Genomic DNA, 19,313 nt, shown 5'->3' with positions numbered 1-19,313 from the left:
CCCAACGGAAAGATTGTGGCTAAGGTATTAAATAAATAATCACTACCGAATATATATTCAATAATTAAAAAGCGATGTCACAGCCAGGCCTGATGTAGTAATGACGCGACAATGAGGGGCTTTATCCTCCAAACCGGGACGCAATGTGACTCAGGAGATAATCTATGTGTGCAGCGAAGAAAGAGTTCATCATTGCGCTGGATGAAGGCACAACTAACGCCAAAGCGGTTGCACTTGATGCACAGGGCAATGTGGTGGCAAAGTTTTCTCAGCCACTGGCGATTCAGACCCCTCGGGATGGCTGGGTTGAACAATCTGGCGAGGTGTTGATTGATGCTTCTATTGATGTCATTGCCAAAGCTGTGAATCATGTTGGTGCTGAAAACGTCGCAGCACTGGCTATCAGTAATCAGCGTGAAACCGCCATAGGCTGGTATCGCCAGACTGGCAGACCGCTAAATTCCGCAATCACCTGGCAATGTACGCGCAGTGCGGCTTACTGCGAGGAACTGCGGCATGAAAATAAAGAACAACTAATAAAATCAACCACTGGTCTGCCAATCGCACCACTTTTCTCCGCATCAAAAATGCGCTGGCTACTGGAATCCGTGACCGATGGCCCAAAGCTGGCTGCGCAGGGACAAATTTGCCTGGGAACGATCGACAGTTGGTTGCTATGGAATTTAACCGCTGGTGAAGCCTTCTGCTGTGACTATTCCAACGCCGCCCGCACACAGTTGCTAAACCTGCACTCTGGAGAGTGGGATGAAGCCATGCTGGCACTCTTCCACATTCCGCGCGCCGCCTTACCGGAAATAAAACCCTCCAGTGGATTATTTGGTCATACTCGTGGACTCAATGGCATCCCAGACGGCATTCCTGTGATGTCGATGGTAGGTGACTCACATGCCGCTCTGTTTGGCCATGCTCTTGGCGAAATGGGATGCGTTAAAGCAACTTACGGTACCGGTTCATCGGTGATGGCGCCGGTCAAATCAGCCCAATGCGATATTGACGCACTGGCTACAACCATCGCCTGGCACGATGGAAATAGCATCATATACGGTCTGGAAGGCAATATCCCGCACACGGGTGATGCGGTGGCATGGATGGCGGACAGTACTGGTCTGAGCGAACTTTCGGATGCCGAACTGGCCTACGAACTCAACACCCTTCCCGCCTCCGTTGATTCGACCCTCGGCGTTTATTTTGTGCCAGCACTGACCGGGCTTGGCGCACCGTGGTGGGATGACAGTGCCCGTGGAGTCATCTGCGGACTCAGTCGGGGAGTTAAACGAGCACATCTCATTCGTGCCGCACTTGAGTCGATTACCTATCAAATCGCCGATGTTGTAGTTGCCATGCAGCAGCACGATGATTTCAAGTTAACTGCATTAATGGTTGACGGTGGCCCCACCAAAAACGACTGGCTAATGCAATATCAGGCAGACTTGCTTGGTTATCCGGTTATGCGTAGCGATGTGCCAGAACTTTCCGCCATTGGCGCGGCATTACTGGCGCGTAAAGCGCTTTACCCTGGCTCACTGACTGATTTAAAAGCTTTTTTAACCGTACATAGCACATTTCAACCCGACATGGATCGCCACCATCGGTTGCAAAAAAGATGGCAGGAATGGCGCCATGCGGTAAACAGAACATTATGGAAACCGGCCCCGTCCGCCTGATGCCTCACCTGGGAAAACGCGCGACGTTATTTACCACATATACAGGAGGACACCGGACCATAAGAAATTCAAGCTTTACGTTGTTTCACCGTACCCGACAATAACAACACAGAGAGAACATTGTCATGAAATTACGTTTAACGCTGTTAACTGCTGCAACCCTGACTGCTTTGTCTTTTACTGCTCATGCAGCGGAAAAAGGGACAATCATGATTATGGTGAATTCACTGGATAACCCGTATTACGCCTCAGAAGCAAAAGGTGCCAGTGAAAAAGCCAAGGAACTGGGCTACAAAACCACAATTTTGTCGCACAGTGAAGATGTGAAAAAACAGAATGAATTGATTGATACGGCAATCGGCAAAAAAGTCCAGGGTATCGTTCTGGATAATGCAGATTCAACGGCCAGCGTCGCGGCAATTGAAAAAGCGAAAAAAGCTGGAATTCCCGTCATATTAATCAACCGTGAAATTCCCGTTGATGATGTTGCACTGGTGCAAATTACCCACAATAACTTCCAGGCGGGTTCCGAAGTTGCAAATATTTTCGTCGAGAAGATGGGCGAAAAAGGTAAATATGCTGAACTGACGTGTAACCTTGCGGATAATAATTGTGTTACGCGCTCCAAATCCTTCCACCAGGTTATTGATCAGTTCCCGGATATGGTTAGTGTCGCCAGACAGGATGCCAAAGGTACGCTTATCGACGGTAAACGTATTATGGACAGCATCCTACAGGCCCACCCGGACGTGAAAGGTATCATCTGCGGTAACGGTCCTGTTGCACTGGGCGCTATTGCTGCATTAAAAGCGGCGAACCGCAGCGACGTGGTAGTGGTCGGTATCGACGGCAGCAACGACGAACGTGATGCGGTGAAAGCAGGCACTCTACAGGCAACCGTCATGCTCCAGGCTCAGGCTATCGCAGCACAAGGGGTTACCGATCTGGATAACTACCTGCAAAAAGGCATAAAACCCGAAAAGCAACGCGTCATGTTCCGCGGAATTCTTATCACTAAAGAAAACGCAGATAAAGTGCAGGATTTCAATATCAAGTCCTGATCCCGGGTTGTTGCGCCTCTCAGGAGGCGCAGAGGAGAACATTATGTCTAAAAAAGCCTGGCTTGCGCTGGCCTTGTTGACCGTGGGCGGATGCCGCATCGTCTCGCAGCAGGAACTTGCGGACCTCAAGTCGCCACCGAATCCACACATGGCTAATATTGATCAAACGTGGCAAAACAAAATTGTTCCGCAAATTGTCGGGCAGGCTCGTCCGGTGGCCGATTTATTAATGGCCTTGCATGCTGAAAAAGATTTTGATAGCGCCTGTAAAAATCTCGGCTACCGTTCTCAGGAAGAGAATCCCTGCATCTTTTACGTACAAGTAGAGGGAAAAATTAGCAATCTTGATACCGCCTCTCGTAGTGGAAAAATGACTATCGCCGATAAAAACGGCAACAGCATTATTGTGCAGATTGGTCCGACGCTGCGCGGCACACAATTACGCGATGCCTTTAAAGGCACAAGTTATAGTGATTTCAATGACCAGGTATTATTTGGTGAATATGGTCGAGGAATTAACGAACAAGCAATAAAGATGATCCAATCTGCGCAGCTTAAAACCGGAGAATCAGTACACGTTTATGGTGTTTTTTCTGAGTGGGAGATACCAAAATCCATCCCGGTTATTACACCAGCGAAAATTGAATCTGTAGGAGGACAATAACATGCAGCAGCAAGATATCGTCACTCCTCATTCCGTCGAATCTGAAGTTATTATCGAAACACACGATTTATCGCGTGTTTACCCTGGGGTAGTGGCATTAGATAGCGTCAACTACCGGGTATATCGGAATAAAGTAAACGTGCTGATCGGAGAAAATGGTGCGGGTAAGTCCACCATGATGAAAATGCTTGCTGGTGTCGAAAGTCCCTCTTCTGGACAAATTATTATGGATGGCATACCCGTCACATTAAATTCGACCCATCAGGCCGAAAAACTGGGTATCAGCATTATTTTTCAGGAGTTGAATTTATTCCCAAACATGAATGTCATGGATAATATTTTCATGGCTAACGAGTTCTTTCAAAAAGGGAAAATCAACGAAAAATACCAATACGCACTAGCAAAATCCTTACTGGAAAGACTCGAGCTGGATGTTGATCCGTATACACCTCTGGAGGAACTAGGGATCGGTCATCAGCAACTGGTCGAAATTGCTCGTGCGCTCTCCAAAGATACCCGCGTTTTAATCATGGATGAACCGACCTCCGCACTCAGCCAGTCTGAGGTGAAAGTGTTGTTTAACGTCATTGAGCAACTCAAACGACGCGGCGTCACCATCATCTATATATCCCACCGTCTGGAAGAGTTGATGGAAATTGGTGATTACATCACGATTTTCCGCGACGGTCGTTTTATCAACGAACGCCCAGTCAATGATGCCAGTATTCCGTGGATCATTGAACAAATGGTGGGTGACAAGAAAAAACATTTTGATTATCAACCCGCACCAAAAGGTGAAACGGTTCTATCCGTACAGGGTCTCACAGCCCTTCATCCGAGCGGCGGCTATAAGCTTAATGACGTGACGTTTAGCCTCAGTAAAGGCGAAGTCATCGGAATCTATGGTCTGCTGGGCGCTGGACGCACGGAACTGTTCAAAGGTCTGGTGGGACTTATGCCCTGCCAGAGTGGGAGCGTGCAGCTTAACGGCGAATGCATTGATAAAGCCCATTTTCAGTCACGTCTTAAAAAGGGGCTGGCGTTGGTGCCTGAAGACAGACAGGGCGAAGGCGTTGTTCAGATGATGTCGATTCAGTCCAACATGACGCTGTCTGACTTCAGCCTGCAAGGCTTTCGCCGTGCCTGGAAATGGCTGAATCCGCACAAAGAGCAGACCAGTGTGAAGGCAATGATCCAGCAGCTGGCTATCAAAGTGAGCGATCCCGAACTGCCTATCACCTCATTAAGCGGCGGTAATCAGCAAAAAGTGGTGCTGGGTAAGGCATTGATGACGCAACCGCAGGTGGTTTTCCTTGATGAGCCCACCCGAGGCATTGATGTGGGTGCGAAAACCGACGTGTATCACCTTATTGGCAAAATGGCGCAGCAAGGGCTGGCGGTGATGTTCTCTTCATCAGAGCTGGACGAAGTGATGGCGCTGGCGGACCGCATTCTGGTGATGGCCGATGGCCGAATCACCGCTGATGTCCCCCGTCATGCGGTTACCCGCGAGACATTAATCGCGGCTTCTACACCTCAAGATTAATCAGGCTGGAATCCATCATGAACCAGAAATATATGATTTATATGTACCTCCTGAAGGCCAGAACGTTTATCGCACTGCTGCTGGTTATCGCATTCTTTAGCGTGATGGTACCTAATTTCCTGACCACCTCTAACCTGTTGATCATGACCCAGCACGTCGCCATCACGGGCTTACTGGCAATTGGTATGACGCTGGTGATACTCACTGGCGGTATCGATCTGTCCGTCGGGGCGGTAGCGGGTATTTGCGGCATGGTTGCAGGCGCCTTGCTTACCAACGGTCTGCCCATCTGGGGTGGCAACATCATCTTCTTCAACGTACCAGAGGTCATAATCTGTGTTGCCCTCTTCGGCGTTGTCGTTGGTTTTGTCAACGGTGCCGTCATCACGCGTTTCGGCGTTGCGCCGTTTATCTGTACGCTCGGCATGATGTACGTTGCCAGAGGATCTGCTCTTCTGTTTAACGACGGCAGCACTTACCCAAATCTTAACGGCATGGACGCGCTGGGCAATACCGGTTTTGCCACGCTGGGTTCAGGTACTTTGTTGGGGATTTATCTCCCTATCTGGCTGATGATTGCCTTCCTGCTGCTGGGCTACTGGGTAACCACCAAAACCCCACTTGGCCGCTATATCTACGCGATTGGAGGGAACGAGTCCGCCGCACGTCTGGCGGGTGTCCCTATCGTAAAAGCGAAGATCTTTGTGTACGCCTTTTCCGGCCTGTGTGCCGCTTTTGTTGGGCTGATTGTGGCTTCACAACTGCAAACCGCACATCCGATGACCGGTAACATGTTTGAGATGGATGCCATTGGCGCAACTGTGCTGGGCGGAACTGCGCTCGCGGGAGGACGCGGACGCGTCTCCGGCTCCATTATCGGTGCCTTCGTAATTGTCTTCCTCGCCGATGGCATGGTGATGATGGGCGTCAGCGACTTCTGGCAGATGGTCATCAAAGGTGTGGTTATCGTCACCGCCGTTGTTGTCGATCAGTTCCAGCAAAAGCTGCAGAACAAAGTCATTCTGATGCGTCGCCATGAAGAAAAGCTGGCGGCAGCACCTTCAGTAAATACCGTATCCAGTTAAGCAGCAACATTCCGCCGGGCATCTTTTGCCCGGCCTATACAGGGGATAAAAATATGCAACGTGATTTTCATGGTAAGACAATTGTCATCACTGGTGCTTGTCGAGGGATTGGCGCAGGTATCGCCGAACGTTTTGCCCGCGACGGCGCAAACCTGGTGATGGTATCTAATGCAGAGCGCGTCCACGAAACAGCGGAACAGCTTCGTCAGCGCTATCAGGCAGATATTTTATCTTTGCAGGTGGATGTCACCAATGAGGCGCAGGTGCAATCTCTGTACGAGCAGGCCGCAGCGCGCTTCGGCACCATTGATGTCTCGATTCAAAACGCGGGTGTTATCACCATCGACTATTTCGACCGCATGCCGAAAGCCGATTTCGAAAAAGTCCTCGCCGTAAATACCACTGGCGTATGGCTCTGCTGTCGGGAAGCAGCAAAATATATGGTTAAGCAAAACCAGGGCTGTCTGATTAATACCTCTTCCGGTCAGGGACGCCAGGGTTTCATCTATACCCCACACTACGCCGCCAGCAAGATGGGCGTAATTGGTATTACGCAAAGCCTGGCGCATGAGTTGGCACCGTGGAATATCACCGTCAACGCCTTTTGCCCAGGGATAATCGAAAGCGAAATGTGGGATTACAACGATCGTGTCTGGGGCGAAATTCTCAGCACAGATGAAAAACGCTATGGCAAAGGTGAACTGATGGCGGAATGGGTTAAAGGCATCCCCATGAAACGCGCGGGCAAACCTGAGGATGTCGCCGGACTGGTCGCTTTTCTCGCCTCTGACGATGCGCGTTATCTCACCGGACAAACCATCAACATCGATGGCGGCCTGATTATGTCTTAATGCCCACCAGGGTATCTGTTAAGAGAGTCATCACTATGATTACAAAAGATTTTGCTCAACAACTGTTTAATCTTGAGGGGCGCGTCGCTTTCGTTACTGGCGCAGGTAGCGGCATCGGTCAGACTATCGCCTGCGCACTTGCCAGCGCGGGCGCGCACGTGATCTGTTTTGATTTGCGCGAAGACGGCGGGCTGAACGCGACCGTTGATGCTATCACCGCTATTGGCGCCCAGGCTGCGCTCTATACGGGCGATGTCCGCCAGCTTAGCGACCTTCGCGCCGCGGTAGCCCTGGCGAAGGAACGCTTTGGTCGTCTGGATATTGCGGTCAATGCCGCAGGCATTGCCAACGCCAACCCTGCGCTGGAAATGGAAAGCGAGCAGTGGCAGCGCGTTATCGACATTAACCTCACTGGCGTGTGGAATTCCTGTAAAGCCGAAGCCGAGCTGATGCTGGAATCCGGTGGTGGCTCGATTATTAACATCGCATCCATGTCCGGGATTATTGTTAACCGAGGCCTTGAACAAGCCCATTACAATAGCGCTAAGGCGGGGGTGATTCATCTGTCGAAAAGCCTGGCGATGGAGTGGATTGGAAAAGGAATACGCGTGAACTCCATCAGCCCGGGATATACCGCCACGCCGATGAATACTCGACCGGAAATGGTTCATCAGACGCGGGAGTTTGAAAGCCAGACGCCAATTCAGCGCATGGCAAAAGTGGAAGAGATGGCGGGCCCGGCACTCTTTCTGGCCAGCGATGCCGCTTCATTTTGCACCGGTGTAGACCTGGTTGTAGATGGCGGATTTATCTGTTGGTAAACAGCAATACGCCCGCAGCCATTGTTAGCTGCGGGCGTTAATTTATTCGCGGCTACAGGCAGCCAGCGTTTTTCGTTGCCGCCCGTGTTCATCAAAGTTCTCCGCGGCCAGCCAGCGCTGTAAAACGGCATCACACTGGGGCCATTCGCTATCAATCATTGATAACCAGTCGCTGTCGCGATTACGCCCCTTGCGCACAATCTTCTGGCGAAAGCGACCTTCGAAGATAAACCCAAGGCGTTCCGCTGCCCGTCGAGAAGCGGTGTTCAGAGAATCGCATTTCCACTCCACGCGACGATAGCCCAACGCAAATGCCTGGCGTAACAGCAGCCAGATGCTTTCGGTGCCGAGAACCGTATTTTTCATACGCGGTGACCAGGTCACATGACCAATTTCGACCGAACCGTGCTCTCGTTCAATCGCCATAAAGCACACCAGTCCGACAGCTCGTCCTGAACGCTGTTCAATGACGGCATAGGGAACCAGAGATGCATCAGTAACTTTCCCCTGCACCCAGCAAGCTGCGGCCTCAACGCTTGTGGGGCGAGAGCTTGCAAGCCAGGTCCAGTCGCGATCGTCCAGCGCCTGCGCGTAGGCATCAAACAGATCGGCAGCATGGCTGTCGGCATCCAGGGGAACCAGTCGACAATATTGCCCTATCAGCGTTTCCCGTGGCAGTACGGCAGCGCCATTCCAGTCCGGCACGACATCGCCGACGGTCTGCCCATAAAGATTTATTTCCGGCACGATTCAACCCCAGTAGCGAAGTAAAAAATAGTTATAACACCGGCCATTACACCTTCAAAGCGTCGCAAGGGTGATTTTGACGACGAACAGAAAATCAGCAGTCCTTCTATACTGATTAAAAATCAACGCGGAAGAGAGCCTTATGCCACTACCCGATTTTCATGTTTCCGACCCTTTTACGTTAGGCATTGAACTGGAAATGCAGGTGGTCAATCCGCCAGGTTACGACCTGAGTCAGGACTCCTCCCGGCTGATTGATGCCGTCACACCGCAGCTCTCCGCCGGAGAAGTGAAGCACGATATCACCGAAAGTATGCTGGAGATGGCGACCGGAGTTTGCCGAAATATCGACCATGCTGATGCTGAATTGTCCGCTATGCAGCAGATAATTATGCGAGTTGCTGCAGAGCATCACCTCGCCATTTGTGGCGGTGGCACACATCCATTTCAAAAATGGCAACGTCAGGAAGTCTGCGATGACGAACGCTATCGGCGCAACCTGGAAAATTTTGGCTATCTTATCCAGCAAGCGACGGTATTCGGCCAACATGTGCATATCGGCTGCGCAAACGGCGATGATGCCATTTACCTGCTACACGGCCTGTCGCGATTTGTTCCCCATTTTATTGCGCTCTCTGCCGCTTCACCTTATATGCAGACGTCCGACACGCGGTTTGCCTGCGCGCGCCTGAATATTTTCTCCGGATTTCCCGATAATGGCCCGATGCCATGGGTGAATAACTGGCAGGAATTCGAGGGGCTATTCCGTCGACTGGCTTACACCAGCATGATTGATAGCATTAAAGATTTACACTGGGATATCCGCCCCAGCCCGCACTTTGGCACGGTAGAGGTTCGGGTAATGGATACGCCGCTGACCCTTGATCATGCGGTCAATATGGCAGGACTTATTCAGGCTACCGCCCACTGGTTACTCACCAAACGTCCGTTCAAGCACCAGGAGCGTGATTACCTGTTGTATAAATTCAATCGTTTTCAGGCCTGTCGCTTTGGTATGGCGGGAATCGTCACCGACGTCAATACCGGCGACGGCTGCCGCCTGTCAGAAGACACATTGCGATTACTGGAGAATATCGCTACCTCTGCGGGTAAAGTGGGCGCAACCAGCGCGATTGAAGCTATACATCTGCAGGTTAAAAATGGTCATGATGAAGCACAAAACATGCGTGACTTTGTCGCCGAAGGCGGGTCACTGAGTGGCCTGGTGAAAAAACATTGTGAGATTTGGGCGGGGTTGTAAGCGTGGGTATTTGCGTTGCCCGCTGAGATCCCGGACAATAGCTTTTTAACTCAAGTTTAACAATGTCATGAAACACCCACTTGAATCACTGATGACTGTCGCAGGGATCCTGCTACTGGCTTTTTTGTCTTGCCTGCTGCTGCCCGCCCCCTCGCTTGGCCTGGTGCTGGCGCAAAAACTCGTCGCCATTTTTCATCTGATGGATCTCAATCAGTTTTATACTTTGCTGTTTTGCCTGTGGTTTTTACTGCTGGGCGTGATTGAATATTTGGTGCTGCGCTTCATCTGGCGGCGCTGGTTCTCGCTGGCGGATTAGCGCCCGCGAGAACCCTATGCTGTTAATGCGTTCGGCTATGATTTTCTTTGCGATAAGCGCCCGGTGGCTGGCTGAACGTACGGGTGAAAATACGCGTAAAGGTCTGCTGCGAATCGAATCCGTATTTCAAACAGATGTCGTACACTTTCTGGTCGGTATCGCGTAGATCGCGCGCCGCCAGCAGCAGCTTGCGCTCGCGGATGTAACGCCCAAGACTTTCGCCTTTGTACTGCATAAAAAGACGCTGCAGGTGCCATTTGGAATATCCCGCATGGCGTGCAATATCATCAATGCGCAATGGCTGATTCAAATTATCATCAATCCATTCAACAATCGTATCAATTACCTGAGCAGAAATCGTCATCATGCTCTCCCCTGTATTCATTGAGTCACCTGTTGCCACCAGGCCGTAAACGGTTGGTCCGGTTCGGACAGTATTACCGGTTCACCCAGCATTGGCGTCAGCAGTCGGTAATCCTGATGACGGCTGGCAAGCGCCAGTCGTTTGTATGGATCATCCCAGGTATGTTTCGCCAGAACGAAACGGCCGGCATGCCCTGGCAACACAGCCTTCGCATGTAGATCTGCCGCAGCCTGCGCCGTCTCTTCCGGCATCATGTGAATAAACTTCCAGTCCTGGTCATACTGACCGTTCTCCATAATCGCCAAATCGACAGAGCCAAACTGCTCGCCGATGGCTTTAAAATGCGGTCCATAGCCGGAATCGCCGCTGTAATAAACGTTCTGCTCCGGCGTTTCGAACATGAAGCTCGCCCATAGCGTTTGGTTGCGTTTGATACCGCGTCCCGAGAAATGACGAGCAGGCAGCACATGAACGATCAGCGAATCCGTCACTCTGACGGACTGATTCCAGTCCCGTTCTTCGATTATCTCGCTGCGCATTCCCCAGTAACGCAGATGCGACCCGACGCCAAGCGGTGTAATCACCCGCTTAATTTTCGGCATTAACGCCTTGATAGTGGCGAGATCCAGATGGTCATAGTGATCGTGGGAGATGATGAGCAAATCAATCTCCGGCATCGTCTGCGCAGTCCATGGATAATCACCGGCAAAGGCCTTGTTCAGGAACGAGAACGGTGCGGCATAATTGCTGAACACCGGATCAATCAGGATACGTTGACCCGCCAGCTGTAAATACCACGAAGAGTGGCCCAGCCAGACCAGGGTATCCTGCTGCGGCGAAAGCCCGGCGAGATCGGTCGCGACCATAGGTAACGGCTGCGCTGGACGTGCATTTTCACGCTTAGCGACCAGAAACTCCCACCAGGCCGCCAGCATACCTTTGTTGCCGGTATAGCCCGGTGTCGGCACCTGGTTATGAAACTGTCCATCACGATAGTGCGGTGACTGTTCAACCTGACTCAGCTGTGCCCCTTGCGGTGCCTGACCAAACCCGGCATTGAGTACAAACGGTAAACTTGCAGCTGCGGCAATAAGCATAATAACAACCACACAAACTGTGAGACGCTTCATATCCTGACCTTAAACGCGCCCCCTTTCCGCTGGTTTGCGCGACTGACTCTTGATTATGAGTGAGTAAGCACTCATTATAGAAATCGAAAGTTCTCCGTCAAGATGATTTTCAATCTTTGACATTCGCCGTTGCGGCGCAGCAATCGCCGTGATTCAATCATGTTTTTTACAGACTTAAGGGTAAAGTGTAGTGGCTCGTCCGAAGAGTGAAGACAAAAAACTGGCATTACTGGAAGCTGCAACCACAGCATTTGCACAATCAGGTATTGCGGCGTCTACCGCCGTGATAGCCCGCAATGCAGGGGTTGCGGAGGGAACGTTGTTTCGCTATTTCGCAACCAAAGATGATTTGATCAACGAGCTTTACCTCTTTTTAAAGCAAGACCTTTGTCAGTCGATGATGGCAAATCTGGATCGTTCAGTGACCGATGCCAAATCCATGACTCACTACATCTGGAACAGCTACATTAGCTGGGGCCTGAACCACACCTGCGGGCATCGCACGATTCGTCAGTTGGCGGTCAGCGAGAAAATAAGTAAAGAAACCGAACAACAGGCTGACGATATGTTCCCGGAACTGCGCGATCTTTGTCATCGTTCCGTACGACCCGAGTTTATGTCTGACGAATATCGCGCCTTTGGCGACGCGCTGTTTCTTTCTCTGGCAGAAACCACCATGGAGTTCGCCGCCCGCGACGCTGCCCGCGCAAATGACTATATTTCGATGGGATTTGAAGCCATGTGGCGAGCACTGACCCGCGAGGAACAATAATGGACGGCCAGACCCTACCTGCCTGTGCGAAACGCCTTGCGCTTGAACTGCCTTTTACCGAACACTGCTGGCCATTTGGCCCGGAATACGATGTCTTCAAGGTTGGCGGTAAAATTTTTATGCTGGTCACGGAGCTTCGCGGACGGCCGCTTATTAACCTGAAATCCGATCCGCAAAAATCACTGTTAAACCAGCAGATCTATCCCAGCATTAAGCCCGGCTATCACATGAATAAAAAGCACTGGATCTCGGTCTATCCTGGTGACGATATTACCGAGTCATTACTGGCAGAGCTGGTGAATGATTCCTGGCACCGCGTCGTCGACGGCTTGCCGAAGCGGGATCAAAAACGCCTGCGTCCAGGTTGATTTATCGCTAACCCCGATAAGTGTTTTTGCATTTTCCTGTCTTATCTTTTTCCTGCTAACCCTGTACCCTGCTGAAACAAAACGCACCCGCAGGGTATGGAAAATCACCAGGAGTAGTTATGGATATTGTTTCTGTCGCCTTAAAACGTTACTCCACTAAGGCATTCGATCCGAATAAAAAACTGACCGCTGAGCAGGCCGAAAAATTAAAAACGCTGCTGCAGTTTAGCCCGTCCAGCACCAACTCTCAGCCATGGCACTTTATTGTCGCCAGCACTGACGAAGGTAAGGCGCGTGTGGCTAAATCCGCAGCCGGCGGCTTTGTATTCAACGAACGTAAAATGCTGGATGCTTCCCACGTCGTGGTGTTCTGCGCCAAAACGGCGATGGACGATGCGTGGCTGGAACGCGTGGTGGATCAAGAAGAAAGCGATGGTCGTTTCGCCACGCCTGAAGCGAAAGCCGCAAACCACAAAGGCCGCACTTTCTTTGCCGACATGCATCGCAAAGAACTGAAAGATGACAACCACTGGATGGCAAAACAGGTGTACCTGAACGTCGGTAACTTCCTGCTGGGCGTTGCGGCGATGGGTCTGGATGCTGTGCCGATCGAAGGCTTTGATTCAGCGGTCATGGATGCAGAATTTGGCCTGAAAGAAAAAGGTTTCACCAGCGTAGTGGTGGTTCCTGTGGGTCATCACAGCGTAGAAGATTTCAACGCCGCGCTGCCGAAATCTCGTCTGCCGCTGGAAACGACGCTGACGGAAGTCTAATCCTCCGCATTTGCATAAGCTCCGCACAGCGGTCATCATAGACCGCTGTTTATTAAGGAGACATTATGCAGGAATTGATATCTCAGGTAGAAGAACTCGGCATTGAAATAAATCACACCACCTCGCTGGTGATGATTTTTGGCATTATTTTTATCACCGCCATTATTGTTCACGTTATTTTGCACTGGGTGGTACTACGCGCATTTGAAAAGCGCGCCAACGCCAGCTCCCGCCTGTGGCTACAAATCATCACGCAGAACAAGTTATTTCACCGGCTGGCATTCACCCTGCAGGGTATCATTGTCAATATACAGGCCGCACTCTGGCTACAGAAAGGCAGCGAAGCCGCAGAAATATTAGTAACCTGCGCACAGCTGTGGATCATGATGTACGCCCTGCTGTCACTGTTTTCTCTGCTGGACGTTATTCTCAATCTGTCACAAAAACTCCCTGCTGCGTCGCAACTGCCGCTAAAAGGCATATTCCAGGGCATCAAGCTAATCAGCGCAATCCTCGTCGGAATATTGATGATTTCCCTGCTGATTGGCCAGTCACCGGCAATACTGATAAGCGGTTTGGGTGCAATGGCCGCCGTGTTAATGCTGGTATTTAAAGATCCAATTCTCGGACTGGTGGCCGGAATACAGCTCTCCGCCAACGATATGTTAAAGCTTGGCGACTGGCTGGAAATGCCGAAATACGGCGCAGACGGTGCTGTTATCGATATTGGCTTAACCACCGTCAAAGTGCGCAACTGGGATAACACCATCACCACGATCCCAACCTGGTCACTGGTATCAGACTCTTTTAAAAACTGGAGCGGAATGTCTGCTTCAGGCGGTCGGAGAATTAAACGCAGCATCAGCATTGATGCCACCAGTATCCATTTTCTTGATGAGGATGAGCGTCAGCGGTTGCATAAAGCCCACCTGCTGAAACCGTATTTAACCACACGTCACCAGGAAATCAGCGAGTGGAATCAGCAGTTAGATGCGCCTGAATCGGTATTGAATCACCGCCAGATGACCAATATTGGCACCTTTCGCGCTTATCTGAACGAGTATTTGCGTCATCATCCGCGTATTCGCAAAGATATGACATTAATGGTGCGCCAGCTTGCGCCAGACGATCATGGTTTACCGATTGAAATTTATGCCTTTACCAATACGGTGGTCTGGCTGGAATATGAAAGTATTCAGGCTGATATCTTCGACCATATATTTGCCGTAGTCGAAGAGTTTGGCTTGCGCATTCATCAGTCGCCTACCGGAAACGATATTCGTGCGCTGTCTGGCGCGTTTCTGCGATAAAGCTCAGGTACTGGCGCGTGAAATATAGCGCCAGTCCATCATCACCCTTTCCGTCTGCGCATCAGGATTTTCTATTTTATTCAGCAACAATCCTACCGCTTTGCGGCCTATATCCCGTGAGGGCTGCTCAATAGTCGAAAGCTGTGGAGAAACCATTTCTGCCAGTTCCGTACCGTCGAAACCAACAACGGCGATATCCTGCGGGATCTGTAATCCGGCATCGAAAATAGCGCGCATCGCACCAGCGGCTAGCGTGTCCGATACGGCAAACACCGCGTCGGGTTTCACCTCTGCGGCAAGTAGTGTTTTCATCGCCGCAATTCCTGCACTGGAACTTAATTCACTGGCATATTCCACAGCCTGATATTCAAGCGACAATGCATGCAGCGCCGCTTTATAGCCGCGTTCGCGCAAACGAGCATATTTATAACTCAGGTCATGATTGATTAAGGCAATTCGTCGGTAGCCCTTATCCACCAGGTGAGATATCACCGACTGTGCGGCGTCAACATCGTTAATCCCCACGCAGGAAACCGCGCCTTTGTCAGCATATTCCGCGCACTGAACCCAGGGCGCATCGCCAATCAGCGTAGTCAGTTCCGGTAATTTTGAGAATGCATCCATGGTGATAATGCCATCGACGATTTTCCCCGACAGGAGCTTCAACGCCGATTTTGAGCGGGCTGTATCCGAGCCGGAATTACACAGCAAAATGCGATAGCCATTCTTCTCCGCCTCCTCTTCAATGCCTTTAACAACCTCTGCACAAAAAGGGTTAGCAATGTTGGAAACCATCACCAAAATCATCGAACTACGTGCCGTACGCAGCTGACGCGCCAGCAGGTTGGGCTGATAATTGCTTTCTTTAATAGCCTGTAGCACACGCTCGCGATTTTTGGCTTTGACGGTATCACTGTGATTCAGCACACGCGATACCGTCGCCACCGACACACCGGCAAGCTGGGCGATTTTTTGAATAGACATAACGACGACACATCCTGCGGTTTACGCTTTGCGTTGAGGCTACCATAAAATCGCCGACTGGCGAACCGGATGCGTGTTTAGCGCTGTACTGATATCCAACGCTGCTGCTGATGGCTTTTTATAATTGCATCAATGATATACATCACATCCGCACCATCAGAAAAAGACGCAAATCGACGCTCTGCCGTCGCGGGCATTTTGCCTGCCAACACAGCCTGATAAAACTGCTGCAACATATTCTTGAACGCATCCGGCCAGCCCTCAATATGCCCGCCCGGAAAGTGCGCACTGGCAGCTACATCAGCATTCATCAATCCAGGGTCGTCCGTCAGGATCTGGTTCGCCTGCTGACGGTGCCCGACCCAAAGCTGTTGCGGCGTTTCCTGATCCCAGTGCAGTGAACAGTGGCTACCGTTAATTTCAAAGCTCAGGTGATTCTTGCGCCCTGCACTCACCTGCGAAACGCTAAAGCAGCCTTTGCTGCCATCATCAAAACGTACTAGCACCGATCCACGATCTTCCGTCGTAACCGCTTTATCCTCAAATTGCACATCAGCCGTTTGCTGGCCAAACGTAGCGTTACTGGCAATGCTGGCTTTACGTACCGGCCAGACGATAGCCAAATCGGCCATCACCTCGACAATACGTTTTCCAGTCACGAATTGCACCGTATCACACCAGTGCGAACCGATATCCGCTACCGCCCGCGAATCCCCACCCTGTGCGGCATCGACCCGCCAGTTGTAGTCAGTCTCCAGCAGCATCCAGTCCTGCAAATAGCTCCCCTGAACGGCAAACAGACGGCCCACGCTGCCGCTTCTGACCATACTGGCCGCCTGCTGCACCATTGCAAACTGGCGATAGACAAAGCTCACGCCGTGCACCACTCCCGCCTGCTGTGCCAGCGTTTCCAGTTCACGAGCCTCATCCGGCGTCATACACAGCGGCTTTTCTGAAAACACGTGCAGGCCCGCGCGTAAAATCTGCCGATTGATGTCGGCATGCAGATGATTCGGCGTACAGTTATGCACTACCCGCAGTCCGGGATGCGCCAGCAGCGCCTCAACGCTGCCGTACGCATGAGGAATATGAAGAGCATCTGCGCGTTCCTGGGCAACCGCCAGCGAGCTATCACAGAGCGCCACCACGTTCACACCGCCGAGTCGACGCAATGCCTCAATATGTGCAGGCCCAATAAATCCGCTGCCAATAATGCCAACCTGTATCATTTGCGTACCTCATCGCCAGCGGCGAAATCATCAAATGCGCGTGCAGAAACCGGAATAATATGGCGGCGTATAAAATCGCTCCCTTCACTCGCCCCGGTTTGCGCGTCTTTCAGGCAACACTCCCATTCCAGCACCGCCCAGCCAGGGAAATCATATTGTGTGAGCTTGCTGAAAATCGTTTTGAAATCAACCTGCCCGTCCCCCAGGGAACGGAAACGCCCGGCGCGATCGAGCCACGGCTGATAACCGCCATAGACACCGCTGCGGCTACTGGCGTGGTACTCAGCGTCCTTGACGTGGAAAGCTTTAATACGCGAGTGGTAGACATCGATAAACCCAAGGTAATCCATCTGCTGCAATAACAGATGGCTCGGGTCATAGAGAATGTTGCAGCGAGGATGATTATCAACCAGTGCCAGAAAACGCTCGAACGTCACGCCATCATGCAGATCTTCGCCGGGATGGATCTCAAAGCAAACATCCACCCCATGATGATCAAAGCGATCGAGAATCGGTCTCCAGCGACGTGCCAGCTCCAGAAAAGCCTCTTCAAAGCGCTGACGATTATGCGGTGGCCACGGGTAAAAGAAAGGCCATGCGAGCGAACCTGAAAACGTGGCATGTGCCGTCAGCCCCAGTCTTTGTGAAGCCGCAGCGGCCTGGTGTAAGGTTTCGATGGCCCACGCCTGTCTGGCCTGCGGATTAGCGCGTACAGACGGCGGAGCAAATCCGTCAAAAGCGTCATCATAAGCCGGATGGACGGCAACCAGTTGACCTTCAAGATGGGTAGATAATTCGCTAATCACTAACCCATGCCCGGCCAGCATTCCGCGAATATCATCACAATAGGCCTGACTTACAGCAGCTTGTTCGACATCAAACAGCGACTTGTGATTACACGGGATTTGTAATGCCTTATAGCCCAGCTCCGCCGCCCATTTTGCCACGCCCTCCAGGGTGTTAAATGGCGAGCGATCCCCGATAAATTGCGCCAGAAAAATGCCAGGTCCCTTGATGGTTTTCATAACCCCTCCTGAAAATTACGCCTGCTCTTTGTCGTCATACTTGAAAGAGAAAAGGAAAATCACGGCAATCACTGCGGCAGCTACTGCCGGGATCCACCAGAATGTGGTCCACGCCTGAGGCACGGTTTGCCCCGCCACCAGCCGGTTGTAAAGTGCGCCTGAAATTTGCGAACCCAGCAGCATACCGATCCCATAGGTAAACATGACGATCATGCTTTGCGCCTGACCTTTTACTTTTTCCCCGGCGATACGATCGGTGTAAATAAAGCCGACCACGAAGAAGAAGTCGTAGCACACGCCGTGCAGCAGAATGCCGAGATACAGCAGGAATCGGCCCTCTTCGCTGATGCCGAGGGCAAAGAAGGCATAACGCACGAACCAGGCGCACATCCCGATTAACAGCATGTATTTCACGCCCAAACGTCTGAACAGGAACGGGATCACCAGCATGAAGAATATTTCAGACATCTGACCAAACGACATCGCCGTACTGACGTCGCCGACGCCCGCATCAGCAAGAAACGACGCGGTATACGCGTAATAGGTTCCCAACGGTACAGAGATAAGCGTCGCGCAGAGCGAGAAGACAAAAAAGTGACGGACCTTGAGTAAGGCAAAAGCATCCGCACAAAACAGATCACGAACTTTCACCGGCAGTCCTTTCGCCGGTGCAGGCGTGTTGGGCAGCGTCAGGCTGTAGAGCGCCAGAATCACAGAGATAATCGCCGCCAGCGTAAAGATGCCGGTGGTGTCCGATATTCCGGTTACACCGATAAAGATCCCCGCGACAATCCAGCCAATGGTGCCAAACACCCGCACCACCGGGAAAGTTTTGTCCTTATCCGACAGGCTATGGAAAGCAATGTTGTTGGTAAGCGCCAGCGTTGGCATGTAGCACAACGTGTAACCAAACAGCAGACCAATCAACAGCGCACCGTTTTGCGCCACCAATGCCTGCGGAACAAACCACAGGATTGCCGCGCCAGCAAGGTGCATCACCGCCATCACCTTTTGCGAGGCAAAAAAGCGGTCTACCAGCATCCCTAAGACGAATGGCGACAGAATAGAGGCAATGGGCCCGGCTGAAAACGCATCGCCAATCAACAGCGACATGTTGTGCTGGCTCATCACCAGCCCCAGCGTGACGGACCAACTTCCCCAGATAAAGAACTGTAAGAACATCATTAGCGACAGCCGGGGCACCAGCAGCCGGTACTGTACGCTCTGTTTTCCACTACTTTCGGTTGTTGACACCATTTTTTGCCCCACCCTTAAAAAGTAATCGATTACAAAATAGATTCAATAGAAAAGTAATCGATTA

The 19,313-nt window shown here is 51.4% G+C and carries 20 protein-coding genes; 13 read left to right on the top strand and 7 right to left on the bottom strand.

Features of this window, described 5'->3' with window-relative positions:
* The first annotated feature begins 164 nt into the window (after positions 1-164).
* The 7 genes from OGY37_RS02240 (at position 165) to OGY37_RS02210 (ending at position 7,713) form a co-directional block, all read left to right on the top strand.
* On the top strand, positions 165-1,685 hold the full coding sequence (locus OGY37_RS02240; protein ID WP_286619965.1) for an FGGY family carbohydrate kinase: 1,521 nt from the start codon (positions 165-167) through the stop codon (positions 1,683-1,685).
* Positions 1,686-1,810: 125 nt separating this feature from the next.
* Positions 1,811-2,746, top strand: coding sequence for a D-ribose ABC transporter substrate-binding protein (locus OGY37_RS02235; RefSeq protein WP_003831174.1), 936 nt, complete (start codon positions 1,811-1,813; stop codon positions 2,744-2,746).
* A 43-nt stretch (positions 2,747-2,789) separates the two neighbouring features.
* Positions 2,790-3,410 carry a DUF2291 family protein gene (locus OGY37_RS02230; RefSeq protein ID WP_286619963.1) on the top strand — a complete coding sequence of 207 codons (621 nt, stop codon included), beginning with the start codon at positions 2,790-2,792 and terminating at the stop codon, positions 3,408-3,410.
* Between the two features lies 1 nt (position 3,411).
* A complete protein-coding gene (locus OGY37_RS02225; RefSeq protein ID WP_286619961.1) occupies positions 3,412-4,956 on the top strand; it encodes a sugar ABC transporter ATP-binding protein in 1,545 nt (514 codons plus the stop codon).
* Positions 4,957-4,973: 17 nt separating this feature from the next.
* On the top strand, positions 4,974-6,041 hold the full coding sequence (locus OGY37_RS02220; protein ID WP_003831171.1) for an ABC transporter permease: 1,068 nt from the start codon (positions 4,974-4,976) through the stop codon (positions 6,039-6,041).
* Between the two features lie 53 nt (positions 6,042-6,094).
* On the top strand, positions 6,095-6,892 hold the full coding sequence (locus OGY37_RS02215) for an SDR family oxidoreductase (RefSeq protein ID WP_003831170.1): 798 nt from the start codon (positions 6,095-6,097) through the stop codon (positions 6,890-6,892).
* A gap of 35 nt (positions 6,893-6,927) precedes the next feature.
* Positions 6,928-7,713: an SDR family oxidoreductase gene (locus tag OGY37_RS02210; protein WP_003831169.1), complete on the top strand. Its 786-nt coding sequence runs from the start codon at positions 6,928-6,930 to the stop codon at positions 7,711-7,713.
* Positions 7,714-7,755: 42 nt separating this feature from the next.
* On the opposite strand, the gene OGY37_RS02205 is transcribed toward OGY37_RS02210, so the two are convergent.
* Positions 7,756-8,460 (bottom strand): GNAT family N-acetyltransferase, encoded by a 705-nt coding sequence (locus OGY37_RS02205; RefSeq protein WP_003831168.1) that lies wholly within the window; start codon positions 8,458-8,460, stop codon positions 7,756-7,758.
* A 142-nt stretch (positions 8,461-8,602) separates the two neighbouring features.
* Between OGY37_RS02205 and OGY37_RS02200 the strand changes: the two genes are divergently transcribed.
* Positions 8,603-9,721: a YbdK family carboxylate-amine ligase gene (locus tag OGY37_RS02200; RefSeq protein WP_286619958.1), complete on the top strand. Its 1,119-nt coding sequence runs from the start codon at positions 8,603-8,605 to the stop codon at positions 9,719-9,721.
* Between the two features lie 67 nt (positions 9,722-9,788).
* Positions 9,789-10,037: a DUF1158 domain-containing protein gene (locus OGY37_RS02195; RefSeq protein ID WP_008784044.1), complete on the top strand. Its 249-nt coding sequence runs from the start codon at positions 9,789-9,791 to the stop codon at positions 10,035-10,037.
* Positions 10,038-10,059: 22 nt separating this feature from the next.
* On the opposite strand, the gene OGY37_RS02190 is transcribed toward OGY37_RS02195, so the two are convergent.
* Together OGY37_RS02190 and OGY37_RS02185 are read right to left on the bottom strand one after the other, a co-directional pair.
* Positions 10,060-10,401 (bottom strand): RamA family antibiotic efflux transcriptional regulator, encoded by a 342-nt coding sequence (locus tag OGY37_RS02190; protein ID WP_003021996.1) that lies wholly within the window; start codon positions 10,399-10,401, stop codon positions 10,060-10,062.
* A 17-nt stretch (positions 10,402-10,418) separates the two neighbouring features.
* Positions 10,419-11,531, bottom strand: a complete 1,113-nt coding sequence (locus OGY37_RS02185) for an MBL fold metallo-hydrolase (protein WP_008784042.1) — start codon at positions 11,529-11,531, stop codon at positions 10,419-10,421.
* 190 nt (positions 11,532-11,721) lie between these two features.
* Between OGY37_RS02185 and OGY37_RS02180 the strand changes: the two genes are divergently transcribed.
* The 4 genes from OGY37_RS02180 to OGY37_RS02165 all read left to right on the top strand — a co-directional run bounded on the left by OGY37_RS02180 (position 11,722) and on the right by OGY37_RS02165 (position 14,754).
* On the top strand, positions 11,722-12,303 hold the full coding sequence (locus OGY37_RS02180; protein ID WP_149281865.1) for a TetR/AcrR family transcriptional regulator: 582 nt from the start codon (positions 11,722-11,724) through the stop codon (positions 12,301-12,303).
* Positions 12,303-12,671, top strand: a complete 369-nt coding sequence (locus OGY37_RS02175; RefSeq protein ID WP_008784040.1) for an MmcQ/YjbR family DNA-binding protein — start codon at positions 12,303-12,305, stop codon at positions 12,669-12,671. Before OGY37_RS02180 ends, OGY37_RS02175 begins: the two co-directional genes overlap by 1 nt.
* A gap of 119 nt (positions 12,672-12,790) precedes the next feature.
* Positions 12,791-13,444 (top strand): oxygen-insensitive NAD(P)H nitroreductase, encoded by a 654-nt coding sequence (gene nfsB, locus OGY37_RS02170; RefSeq protein ID WP_003831162.1) that lies wholly within the window; start codon positions 12,791-12,793, stop codon positions 13,442-13,444.
* 65 nt (positions 13,445-13,509) lie between these two features.
* Complete coding sequence (locus tag OGY37_RS02165) at positions 13,510-14,754, top strand: mechanosensitive ion channel family protein (protein ID WP_286619956.1); 1,245 nt, start codon at positions 13,510-13,512, stop codon at positions 14,752-14,754.
* 3 nt (positions 14,755-14,757) lie between these two features.
* Here the strand turns inward: OGY37_RS02165 and OGY37_RS02160 are convergent, their stop codons facing one another.
* From OGY37_RS02160 to OGY37_RS02145, 4 genes are all read right to left on the bottom strand, one after another.
* Positions 14,758-15,738, bottom strand: a complete 981-nt coding sequence (locus OGY37_RS02160) for a LacI family DNA-binding transcriptional regulator (protein WP_003831159.1) — start codon at positions 15,736-15,738, stop codon at positions 14,758-14,760.
* Positions 15,739-15,815: 77 nt separating this feature from the next.
* Positions 15,816-16,967, bottom strand: coding sequence for a Gfo/Idh/MocA family protein (locus OGY37_RS02155; RefSeq protein ID WP_286619954.1), 1,152 nt, complete (start codon positions 16,965-16,967; stop codon positions 15,816-15,818).
* On the bottom strand, positions 16,964-17,992 hold the full coding sequence (locus OGY37_RS02150; RefSeq protein ID WP_063940739.1) for a sugar phosphate isomerase/epimerase family protein: 1,029 nt from the start codon (positions 17,990-17,992) through the stop codon (positions 16,964-16,966). Before OGY37_RS02150 ends, OGY37_RS02155 begins: the two co-directional genes overlap by 4 nt.
* A gap of 15 nt (positions 17,993-18,007) precedes the next feature.
* Positions 18,008-19,249: an MFS transporter gene (locus tag OGY37_RS02145; protein WP_003835691.1), complete on the bottom strand. Its 1,242-nt coding sequence runs from the start codon at positions 19,247-19,249 to the stop codon at positions 18,008-18,010.
* Positions 19,250-19,313 lie beyond the last annotated feature (64 nt).

The sequence above is a fragment of the Citrobacter sp. Cpo030 genome (assembly GCF_030333005.1).
Taxonomy (GTDB): Bacteria; Pseudomonadota; Gammaproteobacteria; order Enterobacterales; family Enterobacteriaceae; genus Citrobacter; species Citrobacter portucalensis.
The sequence above is the reverse complement of the archived record's forward strand: the minus strand, read 5'-3'. Positions and strand labels throughout refer to the sequence as shown.

What these genes read in the sequence shown, in the direction of transcription:
- OGY37_RS02240 (WP_286619965.1), top strand. Translation starts at nt 165, where the DNA reads ATGTGTGCAGCGAAGAAAGAGTTCATCATTGCGCTGGATGAAGGCACA.
- OGY37_RS02235 (WP_003831174.1), top strand. Translation starts at nt 1,811, where the DNA reads ATGAAATTACGTTTAACGCTGTTAACTGCTGCAACCCTGACTGCTTTG.
- OGY37_RS02230 (WP_286619963.1), top strand. Translation starts at nt 2,790, where the DNA reads ATGTCTAAAAAAGCCTGGCTTGCGCTGGCCTTGTTGACCGTGGGCGGA.
- OGY37_RS02225 (WP_286619961.1), top strand. Translation starts at nt 3,412, where the DNA reads ATGCAGCAGCAAGATATCGTCACTCCTCATTCCGTCGAATCTGAAGTT.
- OGY37_RS02220 (WP_003831171.1), top strand. Translation starts at nt 4,974, where the DNA reads ATGAACCAGAAATATATGATTTATATGTACCTCCTGAAGGCCAGAACG.
- OGY37_RS02215 (WP_003831170.1), top strand. Translation starts at nt 6,095, where the DNA reads ATGCAACGTGATTTTCATGGTAAGACAATTGTCATCACTGGTGCTTGT.
- OGY37_RS02210 (WP_003831169.1), top strand. Translation starts at nt 6,928, where the DNA reads ATGATTACAAAAGATTTTGCTCAACAACTGTTTAATCTTGAGGGGCGC.
- OGY37_RS02200 (WP_286619958.1), top strand. Translation starts at nt 8,603, where the DNA reads ATGCCACTACCCGATTTTCATGTTTCCGACCCTTTTACGTTAGGCATT.
- OGY37_RS02195 (WP_008784044.1), top strand. Translation starts at nt 9,789, where the DNA reads ATGAAACACCCACTTGAATCACTGATGACTGTCGCAGGGATCCTGCTA.
- OGY37_RS02190 (WP_003021996.1), bottom strand. Translation starts at nt 10,401, where the DNA reads ATGACGATTTCTGCTCAGGTAATTGATACGATTGTTGAATGGATTGAT.
- OGY37_RS02185 (WP_008784042.1), bottom strand. Translation starts at nt 11,531, where the DNA reads ATGAAGCGTCTCACAGTTTGTGTGGTTGTTATTATGCTTATTGCCGCA.
- OGY37_RS02175 (WP_008784040.1), top strand. Translation starts at nt 12,303, where the DNA reads ATGGACGGCCAGACCCTACCTGCCTGTGCGAAACGCCTTGCGCTTGAA.
- nfsB (WP_003831162.1), top strand. Translation starts at nt 12,791, where the DNA reads ATGGATATTGTTTCTGTCGCCTTAAAACGTTACTCCACTAAGGCATTC.
- OGY37_RS02165 (WP_286619956.1), top strand. Translation starts at nt 13,510, where the DNA reads ATGCAGGAATTGATATCTCAGGTAGAAGAACTCGGCATTGAAATAAAT.
- OGY37_RS02160 (WP_003831159.1), bottom strand. Translation starts at nt 15,738, where the DNA reads ATGTCTATTCAAAAAATCGCCCAGCTTGCCGGTGTGTCGGTGGCGACG.
- OGY37_RS02155 (WP_286619954.1), bottom strand. Translation starts at nt 16,967, where the DNA reads ATGATACAGGTTGGCATTATTGGCAGCGGATTTATTGGGCCTGCACAT.
- OGY37_RS02150 (WP_063940739.1), bottom strand. Translation starts at nt 17,992, where the DNA reads ATGAAAACCATCAAGGGACCTGGCATTTTTCTGGCGCAATTTATCGGG.
- OGY37_RS02145 (WP_003835691.1), bottom strand. Translation starts at nt 19,249, where the DNA reads ATGGTGTCAACAACCGAAAGTAGTGGAAAACAGAGCGTACAGTACCGG.